Source organism: Mesorhizobium sp. M0410 (assembly GCF_040321435.1).
Taxonomy (GTDB): domain Bacteria; phylum Pseudomonadota; class Alphaproteobacteria; order Rhizobiales; family Rhizobiaceae; genus Mesorhizobium.
In genome coordinates this window covers 66,587-92,637 of sequence record NZ_JAMYRN010000005.1, presented here as the reverse complement: position 1 = coordinate 92,637, position 26,051 = coordinate 66,587, and the positions used below count along the sequence as shown (strand labels likewise).

The 26,051-nt window shown below is 62.6% G+C and carries 28 protein-coding genes; 4 read left to right on the top strand and 24 right to left on the bottom strand.

From position 1 onward, the window contains the following. Positions 1-158: 158 nt before the first annotated feature. From NKI63_RS08510 to glmM, 4 genes are all read right to left on the bottom strand, one after another. Positions 159-1,334, bottom strand: a complete 1,176-nt coding sequence (locus tag NKI63_RS08510) for a phosphoserine transaminase (protein ID WP_352504960.1) — start codon at positions 1,332-1,334, stop codon at positions 159-161. Between the two features lie 197 nt (positions 1,335-1,531). Then, positions 1,532-2,281, bottom strand: a complete 750-nt coding sequence (locus tag NKI63_RS08505) for an outer membrane protein (protein WP_352504959.1) — start codon at positions 2,279-2,281, stop codon at positions 1,532-1,534. A gap of 233 nt (positions 2,282-2,514) precedes the next feature. Further along, complete coding sequence (locus tag NKI63_RS08500; protein ID WP_352504958.1) at positions 2,515-3,354, bottom strand: outer membrane protein; 840 nt, start codon at positions 3,352-3,354, stop codon at positions 2,515-2,517. A gap of 221 nt (positions 3,355-3,575) precedes the next feature. Then, positions 3,576-4,928, bottom strand: coding sequence for a phosphoglucosamine mutase (glmM, locus tag NKI63_RS08495; RefSeq protein WP_292664754.1), 1,353 nt, complete (start codon positions 4,926-4,928; stop codon positions 3,576-3,578). A gap of 534 nt (positions 4,929-5,462) precedes the next feature. Here glmM and NKI63_RS08490 point away from each other — a divergent pair. Next, a complete protein-coding gene (locus NKI63_RS08490; RefSeq protein WP_352504957.1) occupies positions 5,463-6,449 on the top strand; it encodes a hypothetical protein in 987 nt (328 codons plus the stop codon). 390 nt (positions 6,450-6,839) lie between these two features. Here NKI63_RS08490 and ftsH read toward each other — a convergent pair whose 3' ends face one another. The 18 genes from ftsH to rcdA all read right to left on the bottom strand — a co-directional run bounded on the left by ftsH (position 6,840) and on the right by rcdA (position 21,792). After that, positions 6,840-8,765 carry an ATP-dependent zinc metalloprotease FtsH gene (gene ftsH, locus NKI63_RS08485; RefSeq protein WP_352504956.1) on the bottom strand — a complete coding sequence of 642 codons (1,926 nt, stop codon included), beginning with the start codon at positions 8,763-8,765 and terminating at the stop codon, positions 6,840-6,842. A gap of 105 nt (positions 8,766-8,870) precedes the next feature. Next, complete coding sequence (tilS, locus tag NKI63_RS08480) at positions 8,871-10,304, bottom strand: tRNA lysidine(34) synthetase TilS (protein ID WP_352821062.1); 1,434 nt, start codon at positions 10,302-10,304, stop codon at positions 8,871-8,873. 54 nt (positions 10,305-10,358) lie between these two features. Beyond that, the gene (gene ybgF, locus NKI63_RS08475; protein WP_352504954.1) at positions 10,359-11,459 is read right to left on the bottom strand and encodes a tol-pal system protein YbgF; all 1,101 of its coding nucleotides are present in this window, start codon (positions 11,457-11,459) and stop codon (positions 10,359-10,361) included. A gap of 188 nt (positions 11,460-11,647) precedes the next feature. Continuing rightward, the gene (pal, locus tag NKI63_RS08470) at positions 11,648-12,154 is read right to left on the bottom strand and encodes a peptidoglycan-associated lipoprotein Pal (protein ID WP_352504953.1); all 507 of its coding nucleotides are present in this window, start codon (positions 12,152-12,154) and stop codon (positions 11,648-11,650) included. Between the two features lie 229 nt (positions 12,155-12,383). Further along, the gene (locus tag NKI63_RS08465; protein ID WP_352505151.1) at positions 12,384-12,740 is read right to left on the bottom strand and encodes a four helix bundle protein; all 357 of its coding nucleotides are present in this window, start codon (positions 12,738-12,740) and stop codon (positions 12,384-12,386) included. Positions 12,741-12,836: 96 nt separating this feature from the next. After that, positions 12,837-14,108 (bottom strand): Tol-Pal system beta propeller repeat protein TolB, encoded by a 1,272-nt coding sequence (gene tolB / locus NKI63_RS08460; RefSeq protein ID WP_502896067.1) that lies wholly within the window; start codon positions 14,106-14,108, stop codon positions 12,837-12,839. A 78-nt stretch (positions 14,109-14,186) separates the two neighbouring features. Beyond that, positions 14,187-15,344, bottom strand: coding sequence for a cell envelope integrity protein TolA (gene tolA / locus NKI63_RS08455; RefSeq protein WP_352687204.1), 1,158 nt, complete (start codon positions 15,342-15,344; stop codon positions 14,187-14,189). A 7-nt stretch (positions 15,345-15,351) separates the two neighbouring features. Further along, positions 15,352-15,810, bottom strand: coding sequence for a protein TolR (gene tolR, locus NKI63_RS08450; protein WP_352504951.1), 459 nt, complete (start codon positions 15,808-15,810; stop codon positions 15,352-15,354). Between the two features lie 9 nt (positions 15,811-15,819). Continuing rightward, entirely contained in the window at positions 15,820-16,530 is a 711-nt protein-coding gene (gene tolQ, locus NKI63_RS08445; RefSeq protein WP_352489260.1) for a protein TolQ, read from the bottom strand. Between the two features lie 295 nt (positions 16,531-16,825). After that, a complete protein-coding gene (gene ybgC / locus NKI63_RS08440) occupies positions 16,826-17,296 on the bottom strand; it encodes a tol-pal system-associated acyl-CoA thioesterase (RefSeq protein ID WP_352504950.1) in 471 nt (156 codons plus the stop codon). A gap of 129 nt (positions 17,297-17,425) precedes the next feature. Beyond that, the gene (gene ruvB / locus NKI63_RS08435) at positions 17,426-18,466 is read right to left on the bottom strand and encodes a Holliday junction branch migration DNA helicase RuvB (protein ID WP_352504949.1); all 1,041 of its coding nucleotides are present in this window, start codon (positions 18,464-18,466) and stop codon (positions 17,426-17,428) included. Next, on the bottom strand, positions 18,463-18,867 hold the full coding sequence (locus NKI63_RS08430) for a type II toxin-antitoxin system VapC family toxin (RefSeq protein WP_352687200.1): 405 nt from the start codon (positions 18,865-18,867) through the stop codon (positions 18,463-18,465). Before NKI63_RS08430 ends, ruvB begins: the two co-directional genes overlap by 4 nt. Then, positions 18,864-19,148 carry an AbrB/MazE/SpoVT family DNA-binding domain-containing protein gene (locus tag NKI63_RS08425; RefSeq protein WP_352476100.1) on the bottom strand — a complete coding sequence of 95 codons (285 nt, stop codon included), beginning with the start codon at positions 19,146-19,148 and terminating at the stop codon, positions 18,864-18,866. Before NKI63_RS08425 ends, NKI63_RS08430 begins: the two co-directional genes overlap by 4 nt. 67 nt (positions 19,149-19,215) lie before the next feature. After that, on the bottom strand, positions 19,216-19,836 hold the full coding sequence (gene ruvA / locus NKI63_RS08420; RefSeq protein ID WP_352504947.1) for a Holliday junction branch migration protein RuvA: 621 nt from the start codon (positions 19,834-19,836) through the stop codon (positions 19,216-19,218). Positions 19,837-19,849: 13 nt separating this feature from the next. Then, on the bottom strand, positions 19,850-20,272 hold the full coding sequence (locus tag NKI63_RS08415; protein WP_352504946.1) for a type II toxin-antitoxin system VapC family toxin: 423 nt from the start codon (positions 20,270-20,272) through the stop codon (positions 19,850-19,852). Beyond that, positions 20,250-20,519 carry an AbrB/MazE/SpoVT family DNA-binding domain-containing protein gene (locus tag NKI63_RS08410; protein ID WP_352504945.1) on the bottom strand — a complete coding sequence of 90 codons (270 nt, stop codon included), beginning with the start codon at positions 20,517-20,519 and terminating at the stop codon, positions 20,250-20,252. The genes NKI63_RS08415 and NKI63_RS08410 overlap by 23 nt, the downstream gene beginning before the upstream one ends. Before the next feature lie 56 nt (positions 20,520-20,575). Beyond that, positions 20,576-21,088, bottom strand: a complete 513-nt coding sequence (gene ruvC / locus NKI63_RS08405) for a crossover junction endodeoxyribonuclease RuvC (protein ID WP_254816459.1) — start codon at positions 21,086-21,088, stop codon at positions 20,576-20,578. A 176-nt stretch (positions 21,089-21,264) separates the two neighbouring features. Next, complete coding sequence (gene rcdA, locus NKI63_RS08400; protein WP_352504944.1) at positions 21,265-21,792, bottom strand: protease adaptor protein RcdA; 528 nt, start codon at positions 21,790-21,792, stop codon at positions 21,265-21,267. A 580-nt stretch (positions 21,793-22,372) separates the two neighbouring features. Here rcdA and NKI63_RS08395 point away from each other — a divergent pair. Beyond that, entirely contained in the window at positions 22,373-22,924 is a 552-nt protein-coding gene (locus NKI63_RS08395) for a DUF2269 family protein (RefSeq protein ID WP_352476095.1), read from the top strand. 40 nt (positions 22,925-22,964) lie between these two features. Here NKI63_RS08395 and NKI63_RS08390 read toward each other — a convergent pair whose 3' ends face one another. Together NKI63_RS08390 and NKI63_RS08385 are read right to left on the bottom strand one after the other, a co-directional pair. Beyond that, a complete protein-coding gene (locus NKI63_RS08390; RefSeq protein WP_352504943.1) occupies positions 22,965-23,735 on the bottom strand; it encodes a sulfite exporter TauE/SafE family protein in 771 nt (256 codons plus the stop codon). 94 nt (positions 23,736-23,829) lie between these two features. After that, complete coding sequence (locus tag NKI63_RS08385; protein WP_352504942.1) at positions 23,830-24,279, bottom strand: Lrp/AsnC family transcriptional regulator; 450 nt, start codon at positions 24,277-24,279, stop codon at positions 23,830-23,832. 133 nt (positions 24,280-24,412) lie between these two features. Between NKI63_RS08385 and NKI63_RS08380 the strand changes: the two genes are divergently transcribed. Both NKI63_RS08380 and NKI63_RS08375 read left to right on the top strand, forming a co-directional pair. Continuing rightward, positions 24,413-25,297 (top strand): DMT family transporter, encoded by an 885-nt coding sequence (locus NKI63_RS08380; RefSeq protein ID WP_352504941.1) that lies wholly within the window; start codon positions 24,413-24,415, stop codon positions 25,295-25,297. A gap of 105 nt (positions 25,298-25,402) precedes the next feature. Further along, entirely contained in the window at positions 25,403-26,050 is a 648-nt protein-coding gene (locus NKI63_RS08375) for a thiamine phosphate synthase (protein WP_352504940.1), read from the top strand. Position 26,051 lies beyond the last annotated feature (1 nt).

Genomic DNA, 26,051 nt, shown 5'->3' with positions numbered 1-26,051 from the left:
TCCCTCCCCCTTGAGGGGAGGGTCGGCGCGAAGCGCCGGGGTGGGGTCATTGCGGCCGGATGCGGCCAAATCTTTTTCTTTCTGGATCGCGGATCGGTGAGCGGTTGGAGGCGACCCCACCCGCCCCTTTGGGCCACCCTCCCTCGAGGGAGAGGGAGTCAGGCGGCTGCCTTCAGCGACGCCTTTTGTGCGGCAAAAGCCCAGTCGAGCCAGGGCAGCAGCGCTTCGAGATCGGAGGTCTCGACTGTCGCGCCGCACCAGATGCGCAGGCCGGGCGGTGCATCGCGATAGGCGCCGATGTCGTAGGCGACGCCTTCCTTGTCGAGCGCCGAGACGATTGCCTTGGCGAACGCAGCCTGTCCATCGGCGTTGAGTGCAGCGACATCCGGATCGGTGAAGGAAAGGCAGACCGATGTGTTCGAGCGCGTCGCCGGGTTGACGGCAAGATGGCCGAGCCAGGAAGATTTTCCGACAAAGCGATCCAGAACAGCGGCATTGGCATCCGCTCTGGTGACCAGCGCGTCGAGGCCGCCGATCGACTGCGCCCAACGCAGCGCGTCGCGATAGTCCTCCACGCACAGCATTGACGGCGTGTTGATGGTCTCGCCCTTGAAGATGCCTTCGATCAGCTTGCCGCCCGAAGTGAGCCGGAAGATCTTCGGCAGCGGCCAGGCCGGCTTGTAGCTTTCCAGGCGCTCGACGGCGCGCGGGCTGAGGATCAGCATGCCATGCGCGCCCTCACCCCCCAGCACCTTCTGCCAGGAGAAGGTGACGACGTCGAGTTTCTCGAAATCGAGCCTTTGCGCAAACGCGGCCGAAGTGGCGTCGCAGATGGTCAGGCCGCGGCGGTCGGCCGGAATGAAATCGCCGTTCGGCACGCGCACGCCCGAAGTCGTGCCGTTCCAGGTGAAGACCACGTCGCGATCGAAATCGATTTTCGTCAGGTCGGGCAGCGCGCCATAGCCGGCTTCGATCTTGCGCGCGTCGGCGAGCTTCAATTGCTTGACGACGTCGGTGACCCAGCCGGAACCAAAACTCTCCCAGGCGACCATGTCGACGCCGCGCTCGCCCAGCAGCGACCACAGCGCCATCTCGACCGCGCCGGTATCCGATGCCGGCACGATGCCGATGCGGTAATCCGCCGGAACCTGGAGGATTTCCCGCGTCAGCTCGATCGCTTGTTCAAGCTTGGTCTTGCCGATCTTGGCACGGTGCGAGCGCCCGAGCGCGGCATTTTTGAGCGCCTCGACCGACCAGCCGGGGCGTTTTGCACAGGGACCTGAGGAAAAATTGGGATTTGCCGGACGGAATTCGGGCTTCGTATGCGTCGTCATCGTGGTCTATCCTTCCAGATAGTGGCCCCTCGTTGGGGAGGGGTGGCCCACGGACGGCGATATGCGTTCAGGCTTTCGGCGTCAAGGGGAAAGTTTTTGTCGCTGTCGGGATACCGGCTGCCTTTGGAAAAAAAGTGCCACAACGCAAACGGCGGGCCAAAGACCCGCCATTGTTCACGCCTCAGCTTCGATCGAGCCTACCAGAGGTCGTATCGCAGTCCGACTTTGACCTGGTGATTATTGATCCCTTTGCGGATCGGATAAGAAGTCAGGCTTTCGGCCGTCACATATTCGGCGTCGGGTGCGGAGAAATACTGATACCCCACATCGACTGAGACATTCTTGGACACTTGGTAGGCAAGGCCGGCATTCAGCGTGTAGGCGAAGGAGTATTGGGTCTTGTTGTCACGCAGGACGAAATCGTCGGTGGGGTCGGCGTTGGCGGTGAAGTAGCTCGCCGACAGGCGGCGCTTGCTCTGGAGGATACCGACACCAGCGCCGAGATAAGGCGTGATTCCGACATAGGTGCCAAGGTCGACATAGCCATTGAGTATGCCTGAGAAGGCATAGTTCTTCAGGGTCGCCGATGCCACGGTCGTTCCGTTGTTATAGCCGACCTCGATCTTGTTGCCGGGCAGATAGCCGGCATTGAGATCGGCGCGCAAATAGTCGTTGAAATGGTAGCCGAAGCCAATGCTGGCGAAGATGGGATCTTCCTTTTCGTCGAAGCTCGCGGGCGTGAAGGCGAAATCCTCATCCCTGAAGCTCTTCTGCACCAGATAGGAGACATCGCCGCGCAGATACCATCCCGAGCCAACCTCGACCGGTACATAATCGGGCGCCTGGTCGACATAGACCGGCGGTTCGTAATCGGCACCAAGCGCCGGCGTCAGCGGCAACACGACGACTGCTGCTAGCGCCAGTGCTACAGGCGATTTGGATGTCATGGTCCTCGGCTCCCGAACTTGGCGCATTCGCAATCGCGCGCCGTTTCAGACAGCATTGTTAACCATAGGGGTTAAGTGCGGGTTAAGGATAACAAGGCGTTAGCAATTGATTTGATCCGCTTTCGCTTCTCAAGTTGGGCGGTGTTCCCGAGCGCCGCAGCATCTTAGGCAGCCAAAACGAAACCGCCCGGCATCAGCCGGGCGGTCGACGAATTCCTGGATTTCAGAAACAACTACTTGGTGTAGACGGGCTCGGGTTCTGGAACGTAGGGCTCCGGCGGCGCGCAGTCCGACCTGCCGAACTGGTAGCGCAGGCCGCCACGCACTTCGTGCACGTTGATGCCTTTGTCATAGCCTGGGCCGACATTGGGGAGGGAGGCATAGTCGAACATCTTACCGCCATTGATGTGGCTGAAGCGGTAGCCGACATCGAGTTTGACGCGATCGGTCAGGCAGTAGGATGCGCCCGCCATGGCAGCATAGGCAAAACGCCAGCCCTTGCCACCGCTATGATCAAATGAACCGTCGCTGTCCACGTTGTGCAGTTCATCCCACTTGACCCAGGCACCGCCGATGCCGGCGCCGACATAAGGCGTGATCCCATGCCAGGTGCCGATGTCGACATAGGCGTTGGCCAAGAGCAGCAGCGCCGAATAGGACGAGGTATCGACGGACGTGCAAGGCGTTTGCTGCGGGCCGCAGAAGCCGTTGGTCGAGCCGCGGAATTTGGACTTGCTCATCCAGTCCAAGGTGAGATCGGTGCGGAAATGCTCGTCGATCTGGTAACCAACACCGCCGCCGGCCGAGAAGGCGCCGTCCAGCTTGCCTGTATCGAACTTGCCGGGATTCTGGGGCGCTACACCGTAGGTGATGTAGTCGCCGCCACGAAACTTCGACCAGTGATAGTCGATGTCGCCACGGATATACCAGCCGCCGAATTCGGCCGGCTGCTCGTAGGCAACCGGTGGTGGCGCCTCCTCGACTACGGGCGGCTCGACGAAATCGGCGGCGAATGCCGGCCCGGCGCCGGCAAACAGCGCGGCCAGGAGGGCCATTCTTGCTGTGTTGAACATGCTTATCACTCCTGAGAACCCTCGAACGGCGAACGCGCCCGAAACGTGATTGACCTCAGTTGTGGATAATGAATCGGAAAGGTTAAAAGGCGTTTAACCGTATTGATTAACCACGAATCTCCAAAAGTCGAGCAATCTGGCGGCCGTTGCTGCAGGCGGAATTGGCGACTCAATAAAAAGCCCGCCGGCAAGGCGGGCTTTGAACCGATGTTGGAGGGAGATCAGGCGGCGCTGCGCGTTTCCGAAATGACCTCGACGATGTCGTTGACGACGGACTCGACAAGTTGTGGGTCGTCGCCTTCCGCCATGACGCGGATGAGCGGCTCCGTGCCGGATGGCCGGATGACCAGGCGCCCGGCCTTGCCGAGGCGATTGCGCGCATCTTCGATCGCTGCCTTGACCGGCGCCTCCTCGAGCGGCTTGCCGCCGGAAATATGCACATTCTTCAACAGCTGCGGCACCGGCTCGAACTTCTTCGACAGTTCGCTCACCGGCCGGTTCTGCCGCTTGATGCAGGCGAGCACCTGCAGCGCCGAGACAAGGCCGTCGCCGGTGGTCGAAAAGTCGGACAGCACGATGTGACCCGACTGTTCGCCGCCGACATTGAGCCCATGGGCACGCATGTGCTCGACGACATAGCGGTCGCCGACCTTGGTGCGATGCAACTGCAGGTTCATGTCGCCGAGGAAGCGTTCGAGGCCGAGATTGGACATTACCGTCGAGACGACACCGCCGCCGGCCAGCCGCCCGCTCTGGTGCCAGGACTCGGCAATCAGCGCCATGATCTGGTCGCCATCGACGATCGCGCCGTTCTCGTCGACGATGACGACGCGGTCGGCATCGCCGTCGAGCGCAATGCCGATATCGGCGCGCACTTCGTGCACCTTCTTTTGCAAGCCGGCTGGATGAGTCGAGCCGCATTCCTTGTTGATGTTGAAGCCGTTGGGCTCGACATTGATGGCAACGACCTCGGCGCCGAGTTCCCATAGCGCGTCGGGCGCCACCTTGTAGGCGGCGCCATTGGCACAATCGACGACGATGCGCAGGCCCGACAGCGACATCGAGCGCGGCAGCGTGCGCTTGGCGAATTCGATATAGCGGTCATGCACGCCGTCCACGCGTTTGGCGCGGCCGAGCCCATCGGAATCAGCGAGCGCCAATTCGATATCCTTGTCGAGCATCCCCTCGATACGCTCCTCGATCTCATCGGACAGCTTGTAGCCATCGGGGCCGAACAGCTTGATGCCGTTGTCGTAATAGGGGTTGTGCGAGGCAGAAATCATCACCCCGATATCGGCGCGCAGCGAGCGCACCAGCATGGCAACAGCGGGCGTCGGGATAGGGCCGAGCAGGAAGACATCCATGCCGGCGGCGCACAGGCCGGATACCATCGCGTTCTCGATCATGTAGCCGGAAAGCCTGGTATCCTTGCCGAGCACGACGCGGTGGCGGTGGCTGCCGCGCTGGAACGAGAGGCCGGCGGCCATGCCGACCCGCATGGCGACCTCCGCCGTCATTGGAAACTTGTTGGCTCGCCCACGAATGCCGTCCGTACCGAAATAATGTCCTGCCATGTTCGCCAGCTTCCCGATGGTTCTTTCCGAGCATCTCATGCCATAAAATGGCCCAAGCCCCGTCATCACATTGTATGATTATGGACGACCAATCCTTAGAAAATTGTTGTTTTGTGTGTTTTGCGTCACGCTAGTGTGTTGATTTTCAAGTTCCGAGCCCTTGTTGCGGCAGCAGCATCAGAAACGTCAACTCAAACTCATCTGGATCCTTTGGTCTGTGGCAGTGTGGCCTTGAACCCGAGTCCGCATCGTGCGGCTCCAGACAGCGGCAGGCTCAGGTCCTCCGCACCCGCCGATTTGACTGTCCGTCATGTGACGCAGTGGCCTCGCTGGGAACCAGCCATATGCGCGCTCTCCGTGCAATGCACCCGGACGAATTTGGCTGGGAGACGGTCCCGGCAACGAATTCATCACCTTAAAGAAAAGAATGCACCTCTAAATTTGTCTCTACGCTACTTAGCATCTGGCGCAACCAGCCGTTGAGCGCTATTGCTGCACTGGGACATATCATGAACTGCCACAGGGAGAAAACGCATGCTCATCCACCGACTTGCCACTTTGACGGGTCTTGCCGTCGCGACCTTGTTCCTGGCGGCGCCTGCCAATGCGCTGACCATGGCCGAGTGCAGCACCAAGTATAACGCGGCGAAGGATGCGGGAACGCTTGGCGGGCAGAACTGGAACCAGTTCCGCAAGGCGCAATGCGGCACCGATGCCACCGCCGCTACGACCGACACCGCCCCGGCCAAGGCCACTGACACCACCAAGGCAGCCGCCGGCGACGATGCGGCCCCGGGCCTGACGGCGAAGGAGTGCAGCACCAAGTACCAGGCGGCAAAAGCCGCCGGCACGCTGAACGGCATGAAGTGGAACGATTTCCGCAAGACACAGTGCGCCGCCGACGCGACGGCAGCCGCACAACCCGCCGCCACGACCAAGGCTGCGGCAGCCGCCGACGACGCTGCGCCGGGCCTGACGGCCAAGGAATGCAGCACCAAATACCAGGCCGCCAAGGCTGCCGGCACGCTCAACGGCATGAAATGGAACGACTTCCGCAAGAGTGAATGCGCCGCCGGCGCAACTGCAGCGGCACAGCCTGCCGCGGCACCTGCCGAGGCGGCGACAGCCGCCGCGACCGATTCCGGCAAAGGCCTCAGTATGGCGGATTGCAGCGCCAAATATCAGGCTGCCAAGGCCGGCAACACGCTGAACGGCATGAAGTGGAACGACTTCCGCAAGAGCCAATGCGGCGCCGGCGCAGCCGACGACGACACCCTGCCGGCTCCCGATGCCAAGTATACCGGCGATCCGCAGCCGCCGACCATCACCGCCCCCCAGGGCGTGAAATTCCCGACGGCGATCTCCAAGAAGTATGCAACCGAGACCCCGGCCAAGGGCCGCATGCACACCTGCCTCGACCTCTATTACGCGAACAAGGACGCCAACACGCTGGGCGGCCTCAGGTGGATCCAGAAGGGCGGCGGCTTCTACAGCCTCTGCAACGCCAAGCTGAAGAGCTGACCGGCGCCATCATCATCCGACGATAGGAACCCGCGAGCCGCAAGGTTCGCGGGCTTTTTTGTTATTGCCGAACAAGTGAGAGGGCCTTCCGAGGTCGGACCAACTGTCAGGTCGCGTTCCTTCGCTCCCTCTGTCCGCCGCCGGAAGCAAAAACCCGCCTCGGAGGGCGGGTCGTCGGCGCCGTTGAGCCCTTGCGCCGAACGGCAGGCAATTTGCCCAGGGTCGGCGCCAAGTCTCCCTCATCGTAGGGCGAAAGCCTCGGCTTTCCACCTGCGATAGCCCTGCCCCCAAGTAGGGAGACCGGCAGCTTTTGCGCCTCGCGAACATCAAAAGGAAACGCCGCGGTTGGAGCCCGCGGCGTTTCGAAGTCGATCTGTCCTGGGCCGGGGCCTAGCTTGACGGCTGGGGTTCCATGCCACCTTCGGGCTCGGGACCCTTCTTGCGGCGGCCGGACTTTGGTACGGCCGAGCCACGGCTCGGCGGCGTGTCGTCGCCGAGGTCGCGTGCGGGCTTATTGCCGGCGATCAGCTGCTTGATCTCCTCGCCCGACAGCGTCTCGTATTCGAGCAGGCCTTGCGCCAGCGCGATCCATTCCTTCTTTTTCTTAGTCAGGATTGACCTTGCCGTCGAATAGGCCTCGTCGATCAGCCGGCGCACTTCGGCGTCGATGATCTGCGCCGTCTCTTCCGAGATGTTCTGCGTGCGCGCCACCGAATGGCCGAGGAACACCTCCTCCTGGTTGTCGCCGTAGGCGACATGGCCGAGCTTGTCGGAGAAGCCCCAGCGCGTCACCATGGCGCGCGCCAGCTTGGTCGCCTGCTCGATATCGGAGGAGGCGCCCGAGGTGATGTTCTCCTTGCCGAACTTGAACTCCTCGGCGACACGGCCGCCCATCATGATGGCGAGGCGCGAGATCATGTATTTGTAGCTCATCGAATAGCGGTCGCCTTCCGGCAGCTGCATGACCATGCCGAGTGCCCGGCCGCGCGGAATGATGGTCGCCTTGTGCAACGGATCGGCCGACGGCACGTTGAGCGCCAGGATGGCGTGGCCGGCCTCGTGATAGGCGGTCAGCTCCTTCTCGGCCTGCGTCATCGCCGACGAGCGGCGCTCGGCGCCCATCATGATCTTGTCCTTGGCGTCCTCGAATTCGGCCATGGTGACGAGGCGCTTGTTGCGCCGCGCCGCCATCAGGGCGGACTCGTTGACCAGGTTCATCAGGTCGGCGCCGGAAAAGCCCGGCGTGCCGCGCGCGATCACCTTGAGGTCGACATTGGGCGCCAGCGGCACGTTGCGCACATGCACCTTCAGGATCTTCTCGCGGCCGACGATGTCGGGGTTCGGCACCACCACCTGGCGATCGAAGCGGCCCGGCCTGAGCAGCGCCGGATCGAGCACGTCGGGCCGGTTGGTGGCGGCGATCAGGATGATGCTTTCGTTGGATTCGAAGCCATCCATCTCGACCAGCAGCTGGTTCAGCGTCTGCTCGCGTTCGTCATTGCCGCCGCCGAGGCCGGCACCGCGATGGCGGCCGACCGCGTCGATTTCGTCGATGAAGATGATGCAAGGCGCATTCTTCTTGGCCTGGTCGAACATGTCGCGGACGCGGCTTGCGCCGACGCCGACGAACATCTCGACAAAGTCCGAGCCCGAAATGGTGAAGAACGGCACGTTGGCTTCACCGGCGACCGAGCGGGCGAGCAGCGTCTTGCCGGTTCCGGGAGGACCGACGAGCAGCACGCCGCGCGGGATCTTGCCGCCGAGCCGCTGGAATTTCTGCGGGTCGCGCAGGAACTCGACGATCTCTTCCAGATCCTGCTTGGCTTCGTCCACGCCGGCGACGTCCTGAAAGGTGACGCGGCCATGCGCTTCGGTCAAAAGCTTGGCCTTCGACTTGCCGAAGCCCATGGCACGGCCGGAACCGGACTGCATCTGGCGCATGAAGAATATCCAGACGCCGAGGATGAGGATCATCGGCAGCCAGGAGATCAGGGTGCCGAACAGCGAATTGGAGCCGTCGGATTCAGGACGCGCATTGATGGTGACGTTCTTGTCCTGCAGACGCGAAACCAGTGATGGGTCCCCAGGCGAATAGGTCTGGAAGCCGTTGGAGCTGTCCGTGTAATTGCCGGAGATACGGGCGCCGGCGATGGTCACCGACTTGATCCGTCCCGCCCCGACTTCCTGCAGGAACTGCGAATAGGGGACATCGCTCGAGGCCCCACGCGTCTGCGGCGTCTGGAAAAGATTGAAGAGAGCGATGAGCAGGACCGCTATGATCGCCCAGAGCGCGAGGTTGCGATAATTCGGATTCATCAATTGTCCCGTTGGCGCCGCTGGGCGGACACGCGTCGTGAGAGGAAACTTGGCCCTAACATAGGGAGAGCGTCTCCCCTTGCCAAGCATAACAGCAGGTCTCGGTTAAGCTTTCGCCCGTGGTAGGCCGGCACTGTGGCCGCCGAATGGCGAGGCTGGAACCGGCGCCGCGCCAAGCAAGGCGGCGACGGCATCGGCCGGCGCCAGATCGAAGGACGGCAGGAAACGGGCGAAGGGCGCGACTGCCGGATATGCGGCGACAGCCGCCGGCATCGGGCTTTCCCCGGGCAAACCCGGGCCTTCCCCAGGCAGACCAAGGCATTCGCCATCCCGCCATAACGCCGGCTCGGTGGCCAGGGCTGCGCGTACAAGGCTTGCCGGCGTGCCATGCCCGGCAATTGCCCGCTTTGCGGCAAGAGCCGCCCCGAGCGGGGCTACCAACAGCGGCGCGATCAACAATGCACTTGAACTGTCGCCCAATGTGATCCGTCTGCGGCCGTCCCAAAGGGCATTGTCGGAAACCTCGACAGCGGGCGGCAGATCGCGCAATTCGCGATGCAAAAAGATACCGGTACGCCGGGCATCGATCACGGTCCGCGACAATGTGGCACAAAGCGCCCCGGTGCGGAGCCGGCCGAAAAGGGCTCCGCTGCGGGCCTGGTCGGGAAGGAAGGCTGTGCCGCCGGTCGCCGCCAGCAGAATGCGCAGCGCATAAATAGCCGCCCCGCTGTCGCTTTCAGTCGCAAAATCCCGGTCGAGGCGGACGAGGCCGGCGGCTGGCCTGGAGGCCAAGCTGCGGATCAGCATGGCCGCGCGGCGTCCCAATTGCTCACGCTCGGCCGCCACCTTTCTGGCCAACGCTATCGCTTCGGCCACGCGAGGCGCACTATCGCGTTCGGCAAGTGCTGCGCGGACGCGCGGCCGCTCGAAAGCGGTGTCGGCATTGGTCGGATCTTCGATCCAGGCAACCTGTTCACGCCGCAGGAATTCGCGCAGTGCCCCACGCCTTACGCCGAGCAGTGGCCGCACGATCCAGTGCCGCCACTCGTAGAGGGTTGCCGGCGCCATGCCGGCAAGGCCCCGCCCTTCGTCGCGCGGCCTCTCCTCACCTGGCCCGTCGTCACGTGCTTGCCGCATCAGCACCGTCTCGGCCTGGTCGTCGGCGGTGTGGCCGGTCAGGATCAGGCCGATGTCTTCCGCGTCGGCGGCCTCGGCGAGCAGCCGGTATCGGGCTTCGCGCGCGGCGGCGGGCAGGCCGGTCGATGGTTTGTGCCCCGACCAGGCGAGGATGCGATGGGCAATGCCGCGCGCCGCGCACAGCCTGGCCACGGCTTGCGCTTCCGCTGCCGCTTGCGGCCGCAATTGGTGATCGATCGTCACCGCCAGCAATTTCGTTGCCGGGGCGTTACGGTCGAGATGGGCTTTGAGGAGGAGGAGGAGGGCGGTCGAGTCGCTGCCGCCGGACACGGCCGCAACAGCGCCGTTGGAAAAGTCGATCCGCGAAAAATCCGAAAGGTCAGGCCCGGTGTCGAGCGTCATGCATGTCGCCCAAGCGTGGGCCCGGTTTTGCGGCAGCGACACGCAACGGAAAAACTAGCACGCCGCGAGTGCCCTTTCCTGCTTGACCCGCTCCTTGAGCGCGCCGGAAATATCAGGGTAGCGCTTGCCGATCTCGCTGAAAGTGGCACAGGCCACGTCGCGCTGCTTCAGCCCGACCAGTGAAACGCCGAGCTTCAGCAGCATGTCGGGCGCCTTCTTGGCCTTGGGATAGTCCTTGCTGGCAGCGAGGAAAATCTCGGCCGCATCGCGGTATTTCTGCTGGCCGAGCAGCGATTCACCAAGCCAGTAATGCGCATCCGCCGCTTTGGCGTCCCGGGGAAAACGGGCGATGTGATCGCGGAAACCCTGTTCGGCGGTGCTGTAGTCGCCCGACAGGATGAACTGGTAAGAGTTGCGGTAAAGCTCCTCCGGGTCGTTGGTCGATGGGAGTGCCGCGACCACCGTGTCGTCGGATTTACCGGCCTTGTTGCCGGCCGCGCTGGCGCCGTTGGCTGGGGCCGTATTCTGCGACGGCGCGTTCGCCTGCGCATTGCCATCGGCTTCGACGACATTGCCGTTTTTGTCGACGGTGATGGTGCCGAACGTCTTAGGCGGCGCGCCGGGGATCAGCTTGCCGGGATCGCCGTTGGGCGATTCGATGATGACGTCTTCGACGCTTTTGCCGCCGTCTGCTGCCTTGCCCGCGTCGGCCGGAGCCTGCGTTGCCGGGACCTCCGCCACGTTACCGTCGCTGCTGGGCGCGGCCTCGGACTTCTTCTGTCCGGCCGGCTGCTGCGCGCCTTGCGGACCGCCTTCCAACTGCTGGAAACGGAATTCGTTGTCTTCCTGCTGCTTGCGGATCTGCTCCTGCATCTGCAGAACCTGGAAATTGAGTTCCTCGATCTTGCCGTTCATCTGCCGGAGCTGTTCCTCCAGCGCCGGAGTGCCGGTGCCATCCTGTTGTGCGAATTGAACCTGATCCGGCTTTTTCCTTTCGCCGAAAATGGCGGGCAGTTTGATCGTCGGCAGATGGAAGGAAAAACCGCTTTCCGATGACTGCTCGGTGGCGTTTGCCCCGATACCGTCAGCAAGTGCCGCGATACTTGATACGAGCAGCAGCGCAAGCGTGCCGCTCAAGACCGATCTGAAATGCATGTGCCTCTCGCCGTGAAACCATTGTTGCGCGCCTCTCACTCGAAGTAGACCAGCCAACTGGGGACTGGCCAGACGCTCTCGGCTCTTAACAGGACGTGAGACTTCGGCCAAATTTTGTTTGGAGCGAGCAGATACGAAAAAGGCGGCCCTGCGGCCGCCTTTCGCACTAAGTGTTGCATTTTTGCCGATCAGGAGCCGGCGCCGCTCAGGGTGGTCACGGCGCGGCGGTTCTGCGACCAGCAGGAGATGTCGTCGCAAACCGCGACCGGACGCTCCTTGCCGTAGGAAATGGTCTTCAGGCGCTGCGCCGAAACACCCTTGGCGACCAGGAAGTCGCGGGTGGCGGCAGCACGGCGGGCGCCGAGCGCCAGATTGTATTCGCGCGTGCCGCGCTCGTCGGCATGGCCTTCGATGACGATGGCATACTGCTTGTACTGGTTCAGCCACTGCGCCTGGCGCGACAGCGTCGTCTGCGCATCGGCGCGGATCGAGGAAGAATCGGTATCGAAGAAGATGCGGTCGCCGATATTGACGGTAAAGTCCTGGGCCGACCCGGGCGTTGCCGCGCCGGCGCCGTTGAGGCCGAGATCGGCGGCGCTGTTCGGCGTCTTCTTCGAGGCGCAACCGGTGATCGCGAGCATCGCGACGAGCGCGATCATGACCGGGTTTGTGGTAAGTGCTGCGATACGGCCCATGCCGCCTCTCCTTCGCAATTCGAGTGATTTCATTGATCGTCCAGTAACCACGTTTGGGTTAACCGACGCTCAAGAAACACGGTTAAAATTTGGTTTCGGCTGCCGTCCGCAACCGTTCTGCCGAGGGCTACTCAAGGGCGACAATGAGCGCGGACCGTAGGCGGAAATGCGGCCAAAACATGAAAAGAGGGAATTGAGGAGTTGAGGAATTGAGGAATTGAGGAAGAGATCACCTCAGCTTCTCTCTGAGATTGACCAGCATTCCATAGACGCGGGCATAGGATTGCAACCAATCGTCGCGTTGCGCCTGTGTGATGTACTCGAGGTCGAACGCATACGAAATCCAGGTCTCCACTTCACTGCACGATCCTATGGCCATCGAAGTGAACCGTGCGAATTCGGGCTTGGAGTGGGTCTGTTTGGCAAAGCCTTCGGCCAAATTGGCGCAGATCGCCTTGCTGGAACGACGTAGTTGATCGGCGAGCGCGTATTGCTCCATTTTCGGAAAGGCAAGCGTGGCTCTGTGTACCCCAAGGGAAACCGCATAGGCACGCTTATAGACTTCTAAATCCCTCGCGTGCTCGATGTGACCTCTGCCTTCTCCATTCTTCAGTTCTTCAACTCTTCAGTTCTTCAACTCGTCAGTTCGTCAGTTCTTCAATTCCTCAATTCCTCTTCCCGCCTATTCCAGCAGCGGCGACCAGGCCGGATCCGAGGCGAAGTTCGCCGTCGGGATCGGCTGTTCGTTGCGGCCGGTGAGATCGACCGAAACAAGTTTTGGTCCGCCATTGGAATCACGGAAGAACATCAGCACCCGGCCGTTGGGTGCCCAGGTCGGCCCTTCCTGCTGAAAGCCGGTAGACAGGATGCGCTCACCCGAACCGTCGGTGCGCATGACGCCGATCTGGAATTCGCCGCCGGTCTGCTTGGTGAAGGCGATGAGATCGCCGCGCGGCGACCATACCGGCGTCGAATAGACGCCGTCGCCGAACGAGATGCGGGTCTGGCCCGAGCCGTCGGCGCCCATCACATAGATCTGCGCGCGGCCGCCGCGATCCGAGGTGAACACCACCTTGCTGCCGTCAGGCGAGTAGGACGGTGAGGTGTCGATGGCGGTCGAGTTGGTAAGCCTGGTCGTCGAGCGGCTTCTCAGGTCCATGGCGAAGATGTTGGAATTGCCGTCATCGCGCAGCAGGCTCATGATCACCTTCTGGCCGTCGGGCGAAAAGCGCGGCGCAAACGTCATGCCGGGGAAATTGCCGACCAGCTCGCGCTGCCCCGTCTCGATCTGCAGCAGGTACACCCGCGGCTGACCGCTTTCATAGGACATGTAGGTGATTTCCTGCCGGTTCGGCGAGAAGCGCGGCGTCAGCACGATCGATTTGCCGTTCGAGAGATAGCGGACGTTGGCCCCGTCCTGGTCCATGATGGCAAGCCGCTTCTTGCGCGCATTCTTGGCACCGGACTCGTCGATGAAGACAACGCGCGTGTCGAAATAGCCCTTCTCGCCGGTCAGCCGCTCGTAGATCGCATCGGCGATGATATGGGCGACGCGCCTGGTATTGGCGTCGTTGGCGAAGAACTGCTCGCCCGACATCTGCTGGCCGGCAAACGTGTCCCACAACCGGTACTGGGCGCGAATGCGGCCGTCAGCCTCCTTGCCGACACTGCCGGTGACCAGCGCCTGCGCATTGATCACCTTCCAGTCTTCGAAGCGCGGCGTGGCATCCGGGCTCGAGATCTTTTCAATGAAAGCGCTTTTGTCGATCGGCGCGAACAGGCCGGAGCGTTTCAGGTCGGCACTGACGATGCCGGAAATCTCGGCGCCGAGCGCATCGCCGCCCTGGAAGTCCGTGATGGCGATCGGCAACGGCTCGACATTGCCCTTATTGACGTTGAGCTCAACGAGCGCCCGCGCCGGCAGGGTGACGGCAACGGTCATACCCAGCGCCATCGCTGCGATCGTCAGGAGCGGCTTGAGGATGGATTTCATGTCTTCTCGCTTCTTTCGCTGATTCTGTGAGCGCCGGGCCTAAAGGCCGAGCATCTCCCTAGGGTCAAAAGTGACCCGAACGTCGGACCAGATGTCTTGCTTGCCCGCCGGAACCTGCAGGCCGGCCATGTCGCATTTCTGAACCGCGCGCACTGCACTTTCGTCAAACGGGCGGTTTCCGCTCGATTTTTCGACAGTAGGCCGGCCATCCAGCTTGCCGGAGGCGTCCAGGTTGAACTGGATCACAGCCACGAAATTCTCCGAACCCTCGAGCCCTACCGGCAGGGTCCAGCAATTACTAAGCTGGGCCTCCAATGCCCCCTGCTCCGATTTCGAAAGCTTCTGGCCCTGATCCTTGTCGCCGCCGAGCGATGCTTGCTGGGTCGAGCGCTTGGCGCCGCCGCCGGACGGCTTCCGCTTGTCGAGCAGAGCCGAAATCTCGTCGGCGTTGAACTGCTTGTCTTCAGATTTCGGCCTGGACGAGGCTTCCTTGACCGGCTTGTCGGCATCCTTGCGCTCGGGCGCCTTGGCGCTTTCGGCCTGGGCCGGCTGCGGCTTCGGCCGAGCCTCGGGTGCTGGCGCCGAGTCCGGAAGCTGCGCCTCCTCGGTCGGCGGTTGCTTGGCAATCGCCTCGGCGACGGCATCCGGCTTGACCTCGGGCTGCGGATCGATCGCGGCGGTCTTGTCCTGCGGTGGCGTGGGCGTCGGCTCCGTGGCCGGCGTCGGCTTGGGCTCGGTCTGCTTGACCGGCTCGGGCTTGACCTCTTCCTTCGGCTGCGGCACCGGCGCGACCTCCGTAGCGGGAATAGGCTTCGGCTCTTCCTTCGGCTTCGGCACGTCCTCGGGTTTGGGCTTTTCGACCGGCGTCGGCGCGGGTGGCGGAGCCGCCGTCATGTCGACTGGCTGGGGCTTGGGCTCAGGTGTCGGCGGCTTGTCGGTATCGACGCTGTTATCGCCGACTTTCTGGGCATCGGGAACGATGTCGGGACGCTGTGTCGGCAGCGGCGCCGGCTTGTCATGCATCACAGACTTCTTGTCGCCTTGCAGGACCTGTGCCGTCGCTTCCATCGGCACGATCTCGACCGACACCGATTCCGCATCGGACGCAGGCATCGCGGGCGGCGAGGACAAGGTGAACAGCCCGAAGGCAATCGCCACCGTATGCAAGATCACCGATGTGGTGAGGCCGGTCCTCATCTTGCGTCTACTGATCCTGTTCCTGCAGTGAAACCAGGCCGATATTCTTGTAGCCGGCAGCCGAGATGCGGGCCATCACCTTCATGGCCGTGCCGTAATCCGTCGCCTTGTCACCCCTGATGAAAATGCGCTCGTCATAGCCCGTCTTCGAGATCGCCTGCAGCTTCGCCACCAGCTCCTCGACAGGGATCTCGGTTTCCTGGAGGTAAATCTGACCGGCCGGGTTGATGGACACGGTTATAGGCTGCGTATCGGCGTTCATCGCCTTGGCCTGCGTATCCGGCAGGTCGATCGGCACGCCGACCGTCAGCAAGGGTGCTGCGACCATGAAGATGATCAGCAGCACCAGCATCACGTCGACCATCGGCGTGACGTTGATCTCCGATATCAAGGCGTGATGGCGGCCGCGCCGCCTGTGGCCGCGCCCGCCGCGTCCTCCGCCACCTGCGCTTACGGACATTCCCATGATCGTTCCTCAGGCCTTCTGCGCGACTTTTTCATCGATTTGGCGCGAGAGTATGGCGGAGAACTCATCCGCAAACCCTTCCATGCGCACCGCGATCTTGCTCGCGTCCGACGACAGCTTGTTGTAGGCGATGACGGCCGGGATGGCGGCGAGCAGGCCGATGGCTGTCGCCAGCAGCGCTTCGGCGATGCCGGGCGCGACCACCGACAGGCTGGTGTTCTTCGAGGCGGCGATCGCCTGGAACGAGGTCATGATGCCGATCACGGTGCCGAACAGGCCGATGAAGGGCGCCGCCGAGCCGGTGGTGGCGAGAAACCCGAGCCGCCCTTCCAGCTTTTCCATTTCGCGGGTCAACGCCAGATCCATCGCCTTGTCGATGCGGGTCTGCAGGCCGAGCGGCGATTTCGCGCCCTTCTCGAAGCTTTTCTTCCATTCGCGCATGGCGGCGACGAAGATCGCGCTCATGCCGGTCGTCTTGCGGTCGGCGAGCGTGCGGTAAAGCTCTTCCAGCGATTGTCCCGACCAGAACACCTGCTCGAAGCGGTTGAGCGCCAGCCGCATGCGGGCATAGGCGACGAGCTTGTCGACGATGATCGCCCAGGTCCAGATCGAGGCGCAGAGCAAGCCGATCATGACCAGCTTGACCACCCAACCGGCCTGCATGAACAAGGCCCAAATCGATAAATGCGCGCCCGGGTCGGCGAGAGCGATGTTTTCCATGTTACGTCCTTAAAGATTTTCCGGGCGTGGCTGGCGGCTGGCCCATGGGCATCCCTTGTGGTCCGTTCGCGTTAAGCTTGCGGAATAACCCCAAATGCACCGTTGGCGGCCTTTTCGGGGCAAATATTGGTGAAAGGAAGGCGCTTGGATTCTCCCAATCTTAACCAATCCCTTCATGGACCGTTATGGTTAAGGATGGGTTATGACGTACAGCGCGGCGCATTGCCGCGCCCCGACGAGCCGCCCGGCGATCCTCGCCTCGATCAGGAGTTCCGGATCGTCCGCCTCTGAGACCTTATTTGCGCGTTCTGGGCATGAAGGCTGCGATCCAGTCCTTGGGAAAGCGCCGCGGCCGCCCGTTCTCGCCGACAATCGCCGCTTCGACACGCGCCTCGACCAGCACTTGGCTGCCGCGCTTCAACTGTTGCGCCATGACGATGCGGGCGCCGGAAATCTCGTCGGTGCGCGTATCGATGGTCAGGATGTCGTCCATGCGGGCCGAACCGCGGAAGTCGATCTCCATGCGCCGCACCACCCAGACTATTCTCTCGCCATGCCTGCCGTCGGCAAGCTCGGTGTGGTGGACGCCGGCCAGCCGCAGATAGTCGGAACGGCCGCGCTCGAAGAATTCGAGATAGCGCGCGTGGTAGACGACGCCGGAAAAATCGGTGTCTGCATAATAGACCCGCGCCATCAATCGATGGCCGAATTCCGTCAGCGCTCCGGAAAGCCCGGCGGACAACGCCGATTCACCATGATCGTCCATTGCGCTGTCCTTTTGGTCCCGACGAGCATCTGTTTTGACACCACCTGTTTTGCGCATAGACCGGCGATGATCAAGACCTGGAGGGCTGGGCCGGGGAACTGCCAGCAGCAAAGCCATAAGTAGCGGAACTTAGGGCTCTTCCTGGAACAGGCTGATCTGCTGCTGCGCCAGGTCCTTCGGCGCGTCGAGGCCGAGATGCCGCCAGGCATTGGCCGCCAGCACGCGGCCGCGCGGGGTACGCATGATGAAGCCTTGCTGGATCAGAAAGGGTTCGATGATGTCCTCGATGGCATCGCGTGGCTCGGAAAGCCCGGCAGCGATGGTCTCGATGCCGACCGGCCCGCCGCCGAAATTCCGGGCGATCATCGACAGATAACGGCGGTCGAGCGCGTCGAGGCCGAGCCCGTCGACCTGCAGCCGCGTCAGCGCCTCGTCGGCGACTTTGCGGTCGACATGACCGTCGCCGGCAACGCTGGCGAAGTCGCGCACCCGGCGCAACAGCCGCCCGGCGATGCGCGGCGTGCCGCGCGCCCGCCGGGCGATCTCCAAGGCACCGTCGTCGCCGAGCGGCATGGCAAGGATGCGGGCGCCGCGCCGCACGATCTGCTCGAGTTCCTCGACCGAGTAAAAATTGAGCCGGACCGGAATGCCGAAACGGTCGCGCAGCGGGTTGGTCAACAGGCCGAGCCGGGTGGTGGCGGCGACTAGCGTGAAGCGAGCCAGGTCGATCTTGACCGAGCGCGCCGCCGGCCCCTCGCCGATGATCAGGTCGAGCTGGAAATCCTCCATCGCCGGATAGAGGATTTCCTCGACCGCCGGGTTGAGCCGGTGGATCTCGTCGATGAACAGCACGTCGCGGTCTTCGAGATTGGTGAGCAACGCCGCCAGATCGCCGGCCTTGGCGATGACCGGACCCGAGGTCGAGCGGAAATTGACGCCGAGCTCGCGCGCCATGATCTGCGCCAGCGTCGTCTTGCCGAGGCCGGGCGGGCCGACGAACAGCACATGGTCGAGCGCTTCGCTGCGGCCCTTGGCGGCCTCGATGAAGACTTTGAGATTGGCCCGCACCGCAGCCTGGCCGACGAAGTCGCCGAGCGTCTGCGGCCGCAAGGTCTGCTCGGCGTCCTCGCCGCGTCTGTCGGGAGCAATTAGGCGTGGCGAAAGGCTCATGCGAGCAGTTCCATACCGGGAATGGCCTTGGCAGCGCGCTGATCGAAGGTGACCGTGTGCGAGCAACCTAATTTTCGATTGTGTTCCGCAATCAACGCGTCGGCAAAGTCGACCTGCACTGAATTCGATCGCTCGAGCGCGATGACGATGGCATCGAAGTCTTCGAACTCCAGCGTCTTGATCTTGAGCAGCCTCTGGATTGCGGCCAATACTTGTTCCTTTGGCTGCCTGTAGCGCGAAGCCAACGACCAGCTGAATTCGACCAGCACCATCAAACTCACGAAGCCGGGCATTTTCACACTAAGGCCGCTGCCGAACGCAAGCGCCTTTGCCCGCTGCTCCGGATCATCATTGAGCACCATGCGAAGCAGAACGTTGGTATCGATGCCGATCGACGTCAAGCGGGACCCTCTTGTCCGTCATTTGATCTATCCCCGACAACATGCCGGCCGACTGCATCCCGCACAGCGGCGTCGATTTCCTCCAGCGTAGCGGGACCGCCAGGCGGATCTCCCAAGAATCCGGCGAGGTCGGCAAATCCGAGGTTGCGCGGCGTTCCGATCAGGTAACCATCCATGACCGTCCAGGCGATCGTATCGCCCGTCTTGAGCGACAAGGCGTCGCGGACGTCCTTTGGAATCGTGAGCTGTCCCTTGGAGGTCAGACTGGCATATGCGCCCATATTCTTACTCCTGGAGAAAATTCTTACCGATCACATAGTAGTTGGAATTTCACTTTCCAGCAACGTCTCACCGTGCGAGCTCCTTCAGCCCGAAGCGGATCAGCTTCGATGCGTCCGCCTCCTCACCTGCCGCCTTCAGCGCCGCTGCGACTGCATTGGCGGCGGTGTCGCGCGAATAGCCGAGATTGACCAGCGCCGAGACGGCGTCGGTGATCGGCGCCGAGGCAACGCCCTCACCGAGCTCCTGCTTCAGGCCGATGGTGCCGGAGGCAGTGCCTGCATAGGCCGGCGCCTTGTTCTTCAACTCGGTGACGATGCGCTCGGCGACCTTCTTGCCGACGCCGGGCGCACGGCTGACCATGGCGATATCGCGCAGCGCAATCGCATTGGCGAGATCGGCCGGCGCCAGCGTCGACAGGATGGCCAGTGCCACTTTAGCGCCGACGCCTTGCACATTGTTCATCAACAGCCGGAACCACTCGCGCTCCAGCACCGACTGGAACCCATAGAGCCGCAGCATGTCCTCGCGCACATAGGTCTCGATGAACAGCACCACCGCCTCGCCCGGCTGCGGCAATGCCGCCAGCGTACGCGCCGAGCAATAGGCGACGTAGCCGACGCCATGCACGTCGACGATGCAGAAATCCTCGTCGATCTCGTCCAGCGTGCCTTTTAGCTTGCCGATCATTTGAGCGTGCCGATCATGCCGGGTGGGTTTCCGGAGAGATGATGTCGAGGTCCGGGAAGTAGCTGCGATAGCGCGCAGCATCGCGCGTCAGCAGGCGATGCCCGGCGACAACTGCATGGGCGCCGATAAAGAAATCCGGCAAGGTTCGTTCGCGAATGCCGCCGGCGCGGCGATAGCGCGAGTGCATGACACCGGCAAGGAAGGCTGCTTCCCACGGCACGAATTCACGCTCGATCTTGAGCATGTCGGCTGCCTGGCGAAGGGCCTGCTCCGTTGCAATCAGCGGCGCGAGCTCGGACCAGACGATTGTGTTGATGACAAGCGCGCCGTCGCGCCGGCATGCGGTAATTGCCGACGCAGACCACATTCTCTCCCGTCCGGCAGGACCCCAAACGTCGACCAAGACATTTGTGTCAATCAATGTCGAGGTCTTCACGCGGGCCCCTCAGCCATTTCATATATTCGTCCGTCGTCATGCCCCCCAAATCCAGCGTACCGGCCATACGGCCGAGCATCTGGCTGAATCTGCGCGAGGCTTCCTCCTCCGACATGTTTTCGTTGACCGCCATAACACGAGCGCCGTCCTCGGTGGGAACGAACTCCACCTCCGAACCTGGGCCGATACCCAGATGATCCCGGATCTCCTTCGGGATGGTCACTTGCCCCTTGGTGGTAACGCGCATGGTAATACCTCGTCGGTATTACTTATTGCCGGCCTGAGAACAAGTCAAGAACAAACTTATCCGACCAGCGCCGCCAGCCTGTAGGCGATGCTCTGCCGGTGGTGTGCGTGACAGATGGCGATGGCCAGCGCATCGGCGGCGTCGTCGCTGTCGAAAGTCGCCTTCGGCATCAGCACCTTGACCATCATGTGGATCTGCTTCTTGTCGCCATGGCCGACTCCGATCACCGCCTTCTTGACGGCGTTTGGCGCGTATTCGGCAACGACAAGGCCGGCACGCGCCGGCACCAGCATGGCGATGCCGCGTGCCTGGCCGAGTTTGAGCGTCGCTGCGGCGTCCTTGTTGACGAAAGTTTGCTCGACCGCCGCCTCGTGCGGCATCGCGGCATGCAGGACCTCGGCGAGCCCATCATGCAATTGGCAAAGACGCATCGCCAGGGCGGCCTTGTCGTCGGACCGCACCGTGCCGGAAGCGACGAAGCGCAGCGAATTACCGAGGCTTTCGACGATGCCCCAACCGGTGCGCCTCAGCCCCGGATCGATGCCGATGATGCGAATCGCTTCCCCCATCCGCCAACTTTACCCCTGGTAGACAGCGATGCCAGCGAAATGTGAACAAACCAGAAACGAGGGGTGGCTACGTCGCGCAGGCTGTTTGAGATTCGCTCTGACGAGGCAGATGGCGTGATTTTCGAGAACCGAGGCGGCCTTAGGTGTCCGTCGGAGTAGAATTATCAAACGGTCCCTCAGCCGCGGGCGAAAGCCGTGTTGAGCAGCGTGATCTGGTCGGACACCGGATTGAGGCGACGGCTCGACGGCGGCACCTCGGTGAGGCCGCCATAGATCTCCTCGTCCATGCGGCGCACCAGCGCCTGCAGGCGCAGCGAGCGGTTGACGAGGTCGGTGAAATCGTTCGGCAATTCGGCCCAGCCGGGCGCCTCCTCATGCGCCGAGGCGGTGTCGAGACGCACCTTGGATTTTTCTGAGGCCACCTGATCGCGGGTCATCTCGCCGGAATTCGCCGCCCGTTGCAAAAGCAGCCACGAGGCGACCTGCATCAGCCTGGTGGTCAGCCGCATCGATTCGGCCGCATAAAGCGTCGCCGCCGGCCTCGACAGCTTCTTGGCCTCGGCGCGGCCCTTGCCGTCGAGATACTCGGCCGCCTGCTCGACCAGGCCCATGCCTTCCTGATAGAGCGGCTTGAAGGATTGGGAGAAAACCCGGCGCTCCGCCAGCTTGATGGTTTTCGCGCCAGCCTTCGAAGGCTCGTTCATTGCCACGCCCCTGCACTTGCCTCACAGCCGGCCGATTCGGCTCTTGGTCTGCCACATCCGGCAGCCTAAACGACTGAAGCTTGAAAATGCGCTTCGCTGCCAGCGAAGGCAAGCACATGTTTAACAAACGGTTAACGGCCGCATTTAGCCGCTAGACGCCCATGCCGGCGCACAAAAAAAGAGCCGCGGATAAGGCGGCTCTCAGGAGTTTAACAGGGAGGCGTCAAACAAAGTGGCTCCAACCACTCGGTAAGAATCCAGATCACTGGATGGACATAGTAAACGCCTGTAAAGCTTAACGAAGCCTTAACGCAGCGCATATTTTTCGATCAAGGGCCCGGCATCTGTGCCGTAACAGCACAGCTGACCGGCCAGGGCGGCGTTCACACCACTGGCTGGAAGCGGGGGCGACCCGCTTGCGCCATGGTTCTTCCAGATCGTGACCGACATACCGAAACAAAGCGGCACTGCCCGCGACATCGTTCCGAAACAGGCGACGCGCTAAACGCCGCGCTCCTCGCAACGAGGCGGAGCAAACCTTGCGCTCCGGCAATCATGAAAATCTCTCAAGGAGCGAACAATGGATTGGTACTCGGTCGTTAAATTTCTGCACATCGTCTCGGCGATCCTCTGGGTCGGCGGCGGCTTCACGCTGATGCTGCTTGCGGTACGCGCCGACCGTGCCGGAAACGTCGAAGGCATGCTGCAGGCGATGCGCGCCACCGGCGAGCTCGGCAACCGGTTCTTCGCGCCGATGTCGATGCTGACATTGCTCTTCGGCCTCATCATGTGCGGCTTCTGGGTCGGCTTTTCCGATCTGTGGGTGCTGATCGGCCTTGCCGGTTATGCGACGACCTTCTGCATCGGCATGTTCGTCTTCAAGCCGACTGCCGACCGCATGGCAGGCATGATCGCCAAGGATGGCGTGACGCCGGCAGTGCTTGCCCAGGGCCAGCGCGTCCTCAATGCCGCGCGCTTCGACTATTCGGTGATGCTGGTGATCATCGCAGACATGGTGCTGAAGCCGACGCTGCACGACATCACCATTCTGGGCTGCATGGCGTTCGTGCTAGCAACCGGCGTTGCCCTGGCGCTTGGCAGGACGCGGCCGCTGCTGCCGAGTGCCGCCTGAGGTTTAAGGAATCCGACGGCGGCCGACTGGGGCCGCCGTCTTACAGGAGGCCGGCGATGCCGTCCCACAGAAGCTTAACCGCGACGACCGCCACGGTCGCATAGGTGAAGGGATAGAACAACTCCGGCCGCATCCGCCGCACCAGCCAGGCGCCGGCGATTGTCGACAGCGGCGCCAGCGGCATCAGCACCGCCGACGCGGTCAAATTGGTGGTGTCGAACTGGCCGAGCGCGAAATAGGGGATGAGCTTCAGCGCATTGGTGACGGCGAAGAAGATCGCCGCGGTGCCCGACAGCACCTTCGGATCGAGCCTGATCGGCAGCGCATAGACCTGAAAAGGCGGGCCGCCGACATGGGCGACGAAGCTGGTGAACCCGGCAACGGTACCCCAGAGGCCGGCGGCGACGCGGTTGGGCTCCGCCGCGTGGCCGGCACCGTGGCGGAGTTGCAAATAGAGCCAGCGCAGCACGAAGATCAGGGCAACCGCGCCGACGATCAGCCTTACCATCTCTTCGGTGACCAAGGCCGCCGTCAGCCAGCCAAGGGCAATGCCGATCACGGCGCCCGGCATCATGTCGGCCAGCATCTTGCGGTCGAAGATGCCCCACCATGTCCACACCGAGACAATGTCCATCAGGCACAGAATTGGCAGAAGGATAGCGGCAGCCTGAACCGGCGGCATCGTCAGCGCCATCAATGGCACGCCGACAAAGCCGACGGCGCCGCCGAAGCCGCCTTTCGACAGGCCGACGAGGATGACGGCCGGAATGGCCGCGGCATAGAACCAGGGATCGACGAGCAGGCCTGACATGAGGGAAAGGAGGCTGGAGGGAAGTGATCTCTGGAATAGACCAGAAATGGCCAGACCGCGACCGCAAATATGTGGGCCACGCCACCGAAACCCGTCACATGTTTGGCATGTCGAGCGGCGGCGGGCGTCTCCGGATCGGCTGCGCCTTGATGATCGCGGTGCTGGTTTCGGCCTTGTCGGCGATGCGGTCGAGAATCCCATCGAGCTCGCCGATCGAGCGGACGAACAGCCGCGCAACGAAGCAGTCATCGCCCGTCACCTTGTCGCATTCGCCGAATTCGGGGATTTCCTCGATCAGCTTCTGGACGATGTGCAGCTTGCCCGGCAATGGCCGGACGCGAACGATCGCCTGCAAGGCGTAGCCGAGCGCCTGCGGATCGATGTCGATGGTGAACGCGCGGATGACGCCGCGATCCTCTAGCCGTCGAAGCCGCTCCGAAACGCTTGGCGACGACAACCCGACCTGTAGCGCCAGTTCCTTCAGCGAGGTCCGTGAATCTTTGACCAGGATATCGAGGAGCTTTCTATCGAGCTCGTCCAGCATTTTACAATTCCAGGAAAAGAGCGATGTTTACCTAATTTAATGAGGCTCGTCCTGCATATCACCGGCTACAAGTCATGGAAAGACCCGATCCGCTGTGGGATTATAAAATCTCAACAAAGGTTCGGGAGCATCCATGGACAACACGGTACGCGGCACGATCGAAATGACGGCGGCGATGGCGATCCTCGGCACGATCGGCTGGTTCGTCGTCCTTTCCGGCCAGCCCATCATGGACGTGGTGTTCTGGCGCTGTGCTTTCGGGGCGGTAACGCTGCTGATTATCTGCGCGGCGCTGGGACTGCTGCGCGGCAGGCTGTCGCTTCGCATTGTAGCCATCGCGGCTCTCGGCGGTGCTGCCATCGTTATCAACTGGCTGCTGCTGTTCAGCGCGTTTTCGCGTGCCTCGATCTCGATCGCCACGGCTGTCTACAACACGCAGCCCTTCATGCTGGTGGGTTTTGGCGCGCTCTTCTTCTCTGAACGGCTGACGATGACCAAGCTGACCTGGCTCGGCATTGCCTTCGCCGGCATGCTGCTGATCGTGCAGGCCGCGCCCGATGCAGGCGATCATGGTACGGATTACTTTGCCGGCATTGCGATGGCGCTGGCCGCGGCTTTCTTCTGGGCCGTTGCGGCTATCGTCACCAAGAAACTCAAAGGCACGCCGCCGCACCTGATCGCCTTGATCCAGGTCTGTGTCGGCGTCGTCATGCTGGCACCCTTCGCCAATCTCACCCACCTTCCCGCCGACGCGCGGAGCTGGGGCATGCTGGCGACGCTCGGCATCGTCCATACCGGCCTGATGTACATCCTCATGTACGGCGCCATCCAGAAGCTGCCGACGCATCTGCAGGGATCGCTGTCCTTCATCTATCCCGTCGTCGCCATCCTCGTCGACGTGGTCGCTTTCGGTCATCGTCTGCAGCCGGCGCAGATCGTCGGCGCCGCCGCCATCCTGGTCGCCGCCGCCGGCATGAACCTCGGCTGGTCGCTGTGGAAATCGAAAGTGCCAGCCTAGAGCCCGCAAGCGACCCCCTGCCGCCTGTTCAACTCCCGCACTTTGCTCTATGCCGCAATGCAACCATCTTCGCCCGGCATAGGCGATAACCGGGACCGAACACCAATGAATGACGCAACGCCGCCCAACCGCTGCCGTATCGTGCTGATCGCGCCGCCAAACGTGCCGGCCGAGCGCATCGCCGCGGCCTTCGACGGCGGTGACGTCGCCTCGCTTATCCTGCCGGAAAACGGTATGGACGAGGCCGCCTTCCAGGCCTTTGCCGAGCAGATCGTGCCGGTGGCGCAAGCGGCCGGCATTGCCGTCATCATTGCCGGCGACACCCGCATCGCCGGCCGCGTCCAGGCCGACGGCATTCATGTCGAGGTCGGCAAGGACGAGCTCGCCGAAACGATCGAACATTTCCAGGCCAGGATGATGGTCGGCACCGGCGGCGCCAAGACCCGCGATGATGCGCTGGAACTCGGCGAGCTCAGGCCTGATTACATCTTCTTCGGCCGCTTCGGTTACGACAACAAGCCGGAGCCGCACCCGCGCAACCTGTCGCTGGGGCAATGGTGGGCGGACGTGATCCAGATCCCTTGCATCGTCATGGCCGGATCCGATCTTGCCTCGGTGGAAGCGGTCGCCGCCACCGGTGCCGAATTCGTTGCGCTGTCCAGCGCCGTCTTCGCCGACGGCGCCGATCCGAAGACGGCGGTTGCCGCCGCCAACGCGCTGCTCGACGAAACCGCGCCGCGCTTCGAGGACTGAC

Excerpts from the sequence above, each read along its gene's own strand:
- NKI63_RS08510 (WP_352504960.1), bottom strand. The coding sequence starts at position 1,334 with ATGACGACGCATACGAAGCCCGAATTCCGTCCGGCAAATCCCAATTTT.
- NKI63_RS08505 (WP_352504959.1), bottom strand. The coding sequence starts at position 2,281 with ATGACATCCAAATCGCCTGTAGCACTGGCGCTAGCAGCAGTCGTCGTG.
- NKI63_RS08500 (WP_352504958.1), bottom strand. The coding sequence starts at position 3,354 with ATGTTCAACACAGCAAGAATGGCCCTCCTGGCCGCGCTGTTTGCCGGC.
- glmM (WP_292664754.1), bottom strand. The coding sequence starts at position 4,928 with ATGGCAGGACATTATTTCGGTACGGACGGCATTCGTGGGCGAGCCAAC.
- NKI63_RS08490 (WP_352504957.1), top strand. The coding sequence starts at position 5,463 with ATGCTCATCCACCGACTTGCCACTTTGACGGGTCTTGCCGTCGCGACC.
- ftsH (WP_352504956.1), bottom strand. The coding sequence starts at position 8,765 with ATGAATCCGAATTATCGCAACCTCGCGCTCTGGGCGATCATAGCGGTC.
- tilS (WP_352821062.1), bottom strand. The coding sequence starts at position 10,304 with ATGACGCTCGACACCGGGCCTGACCTTTCGGATTTTTCGCGGATCGAC.
- ybgF (WP_352504954.1), bottom strand. The coding sequence starts at position 11,459 with ATGCATTTCAGATCGGTCTTGAGCGGCACGCTTGCGCTGCTGCTCGTA.
- pal (WP_352504953.1), bottom strand. The coding sequence starts at position 12,154 with ATGGGCCGTATCGCAGCACTTACCACAAACCCGGTCATGATCGCGCTC.
- tolB (WP_502896067.1), bottom strand. The coding sequence starts at position 14,108 with ATGGCGCTGGGTATGACCGTTGCCGTCACCCTGCCGGCGCGGGCGCTC.
- tolA (WP_352687204.1), bottom strand. The coding sequence starts at position 15,344 with ATGAGGACCGGCCTCACCACATCGGTGATCTTGCATACGGTGGCGATT.
- tolR (WP_352504951.1), bottom strand. The coding sequence starts at position 15,810 with ATGGGAATGTCCGTAAGCGCAGGTGGCGGAGGACGCGGCGGGCGCGGC.
- tolQ (WP_352489260.1), bottom strand. The coding sequence starts at position 16,530 with ATGGAAAACATCGCTCTCGCCGACCCGGGCGCGCATTTATCGATTTGG.
- ybgC (WP_352504950.1), bottom strand. The coding sequence starts at position 17,296 with ATGGACGATCATGGTGAATCGGCGTTGTCCGCCGGGCTTTCCGGAGCG.
- ruvB (WP_352504949.1), bottom strand. The coding sequence starts at position 18,466 with ATGAGCCTTTCGCCACGCCTAATTGCTCCCGACAGACGCGGCGAGGAC.
- NKI63_RS08425 (WP_352476100.1), bottom strand. The coding sequence starts at position 19,148 with ATGGGCGCATATGCCAGTCTGACCTCCAAGGGACAGCTCACGATTCCA.
- ruvA (WP_352504947.1), bottom strand. The coding sequence starts at position 19,836 with ATGATCGGCAAGCTAAAAGGCACGCTGGACGAGATCGACGAGGATTTC.
- NKI63_RS08410 (WP_352504945.1), bottom strand. The coding sequence starts at position 20,519 with ATGCGCGTTACCACCAAGGGGCAAGTGACCATCCCGAAGGAGATCCGG.
- ruvC (WP_254816459.1), bottom strand. The coding sequence starts at position 21,088 with ATGGGGGAAGCGATTCGCATCATCGGCATCGATCCGGGGCTGAGGCGC.
- rcdA (WP_352504944.1), bottom strand. The coding sequence starts at position 21,792 with ATGAACGAGCCTTCGAAGGCTGGCGCGAAAACCATCAAGCTGGCGGAG.
- NKI63_RS08395 (WP_352476095.1), top strand. The coding sequence starts at position 22,373 with ATGGATTGGTACTCGGTCGTTAAATTTCTGCACATCGTCTCGGCGATC.
- NKI63_RS08390 (WP_352504943.1), bottom strand. The coding sequence starts at position 23,735 with ATGTCAGGCCTGCTCGTCGATCCCTGGTTCTATGCCGCGGCCATTCCG.
- NKI63_RS08385 (WP_352504942.1), bottom strand. The coding sequence starts at position 24,279 with ATGCTGGACGAGCTCGATAGAAAGCTCCTCGATATCCTGGTCAAAGAT.
- NKI63_RS08380 (WP_352504941.1), top strand. The coding sequence starts at position 24,413 with ATGGACAACACGGTACGCGGCACGATCGAAATGACGGCGGCGATGGCG.
- NKI63_RS08375 (WP_352504940.1), top strand. The coding sequence starts at position 25,403 with ATGAATGACGCAACGCCGCCCAACCGCTGCCGTATCGTGCTGATCGCG.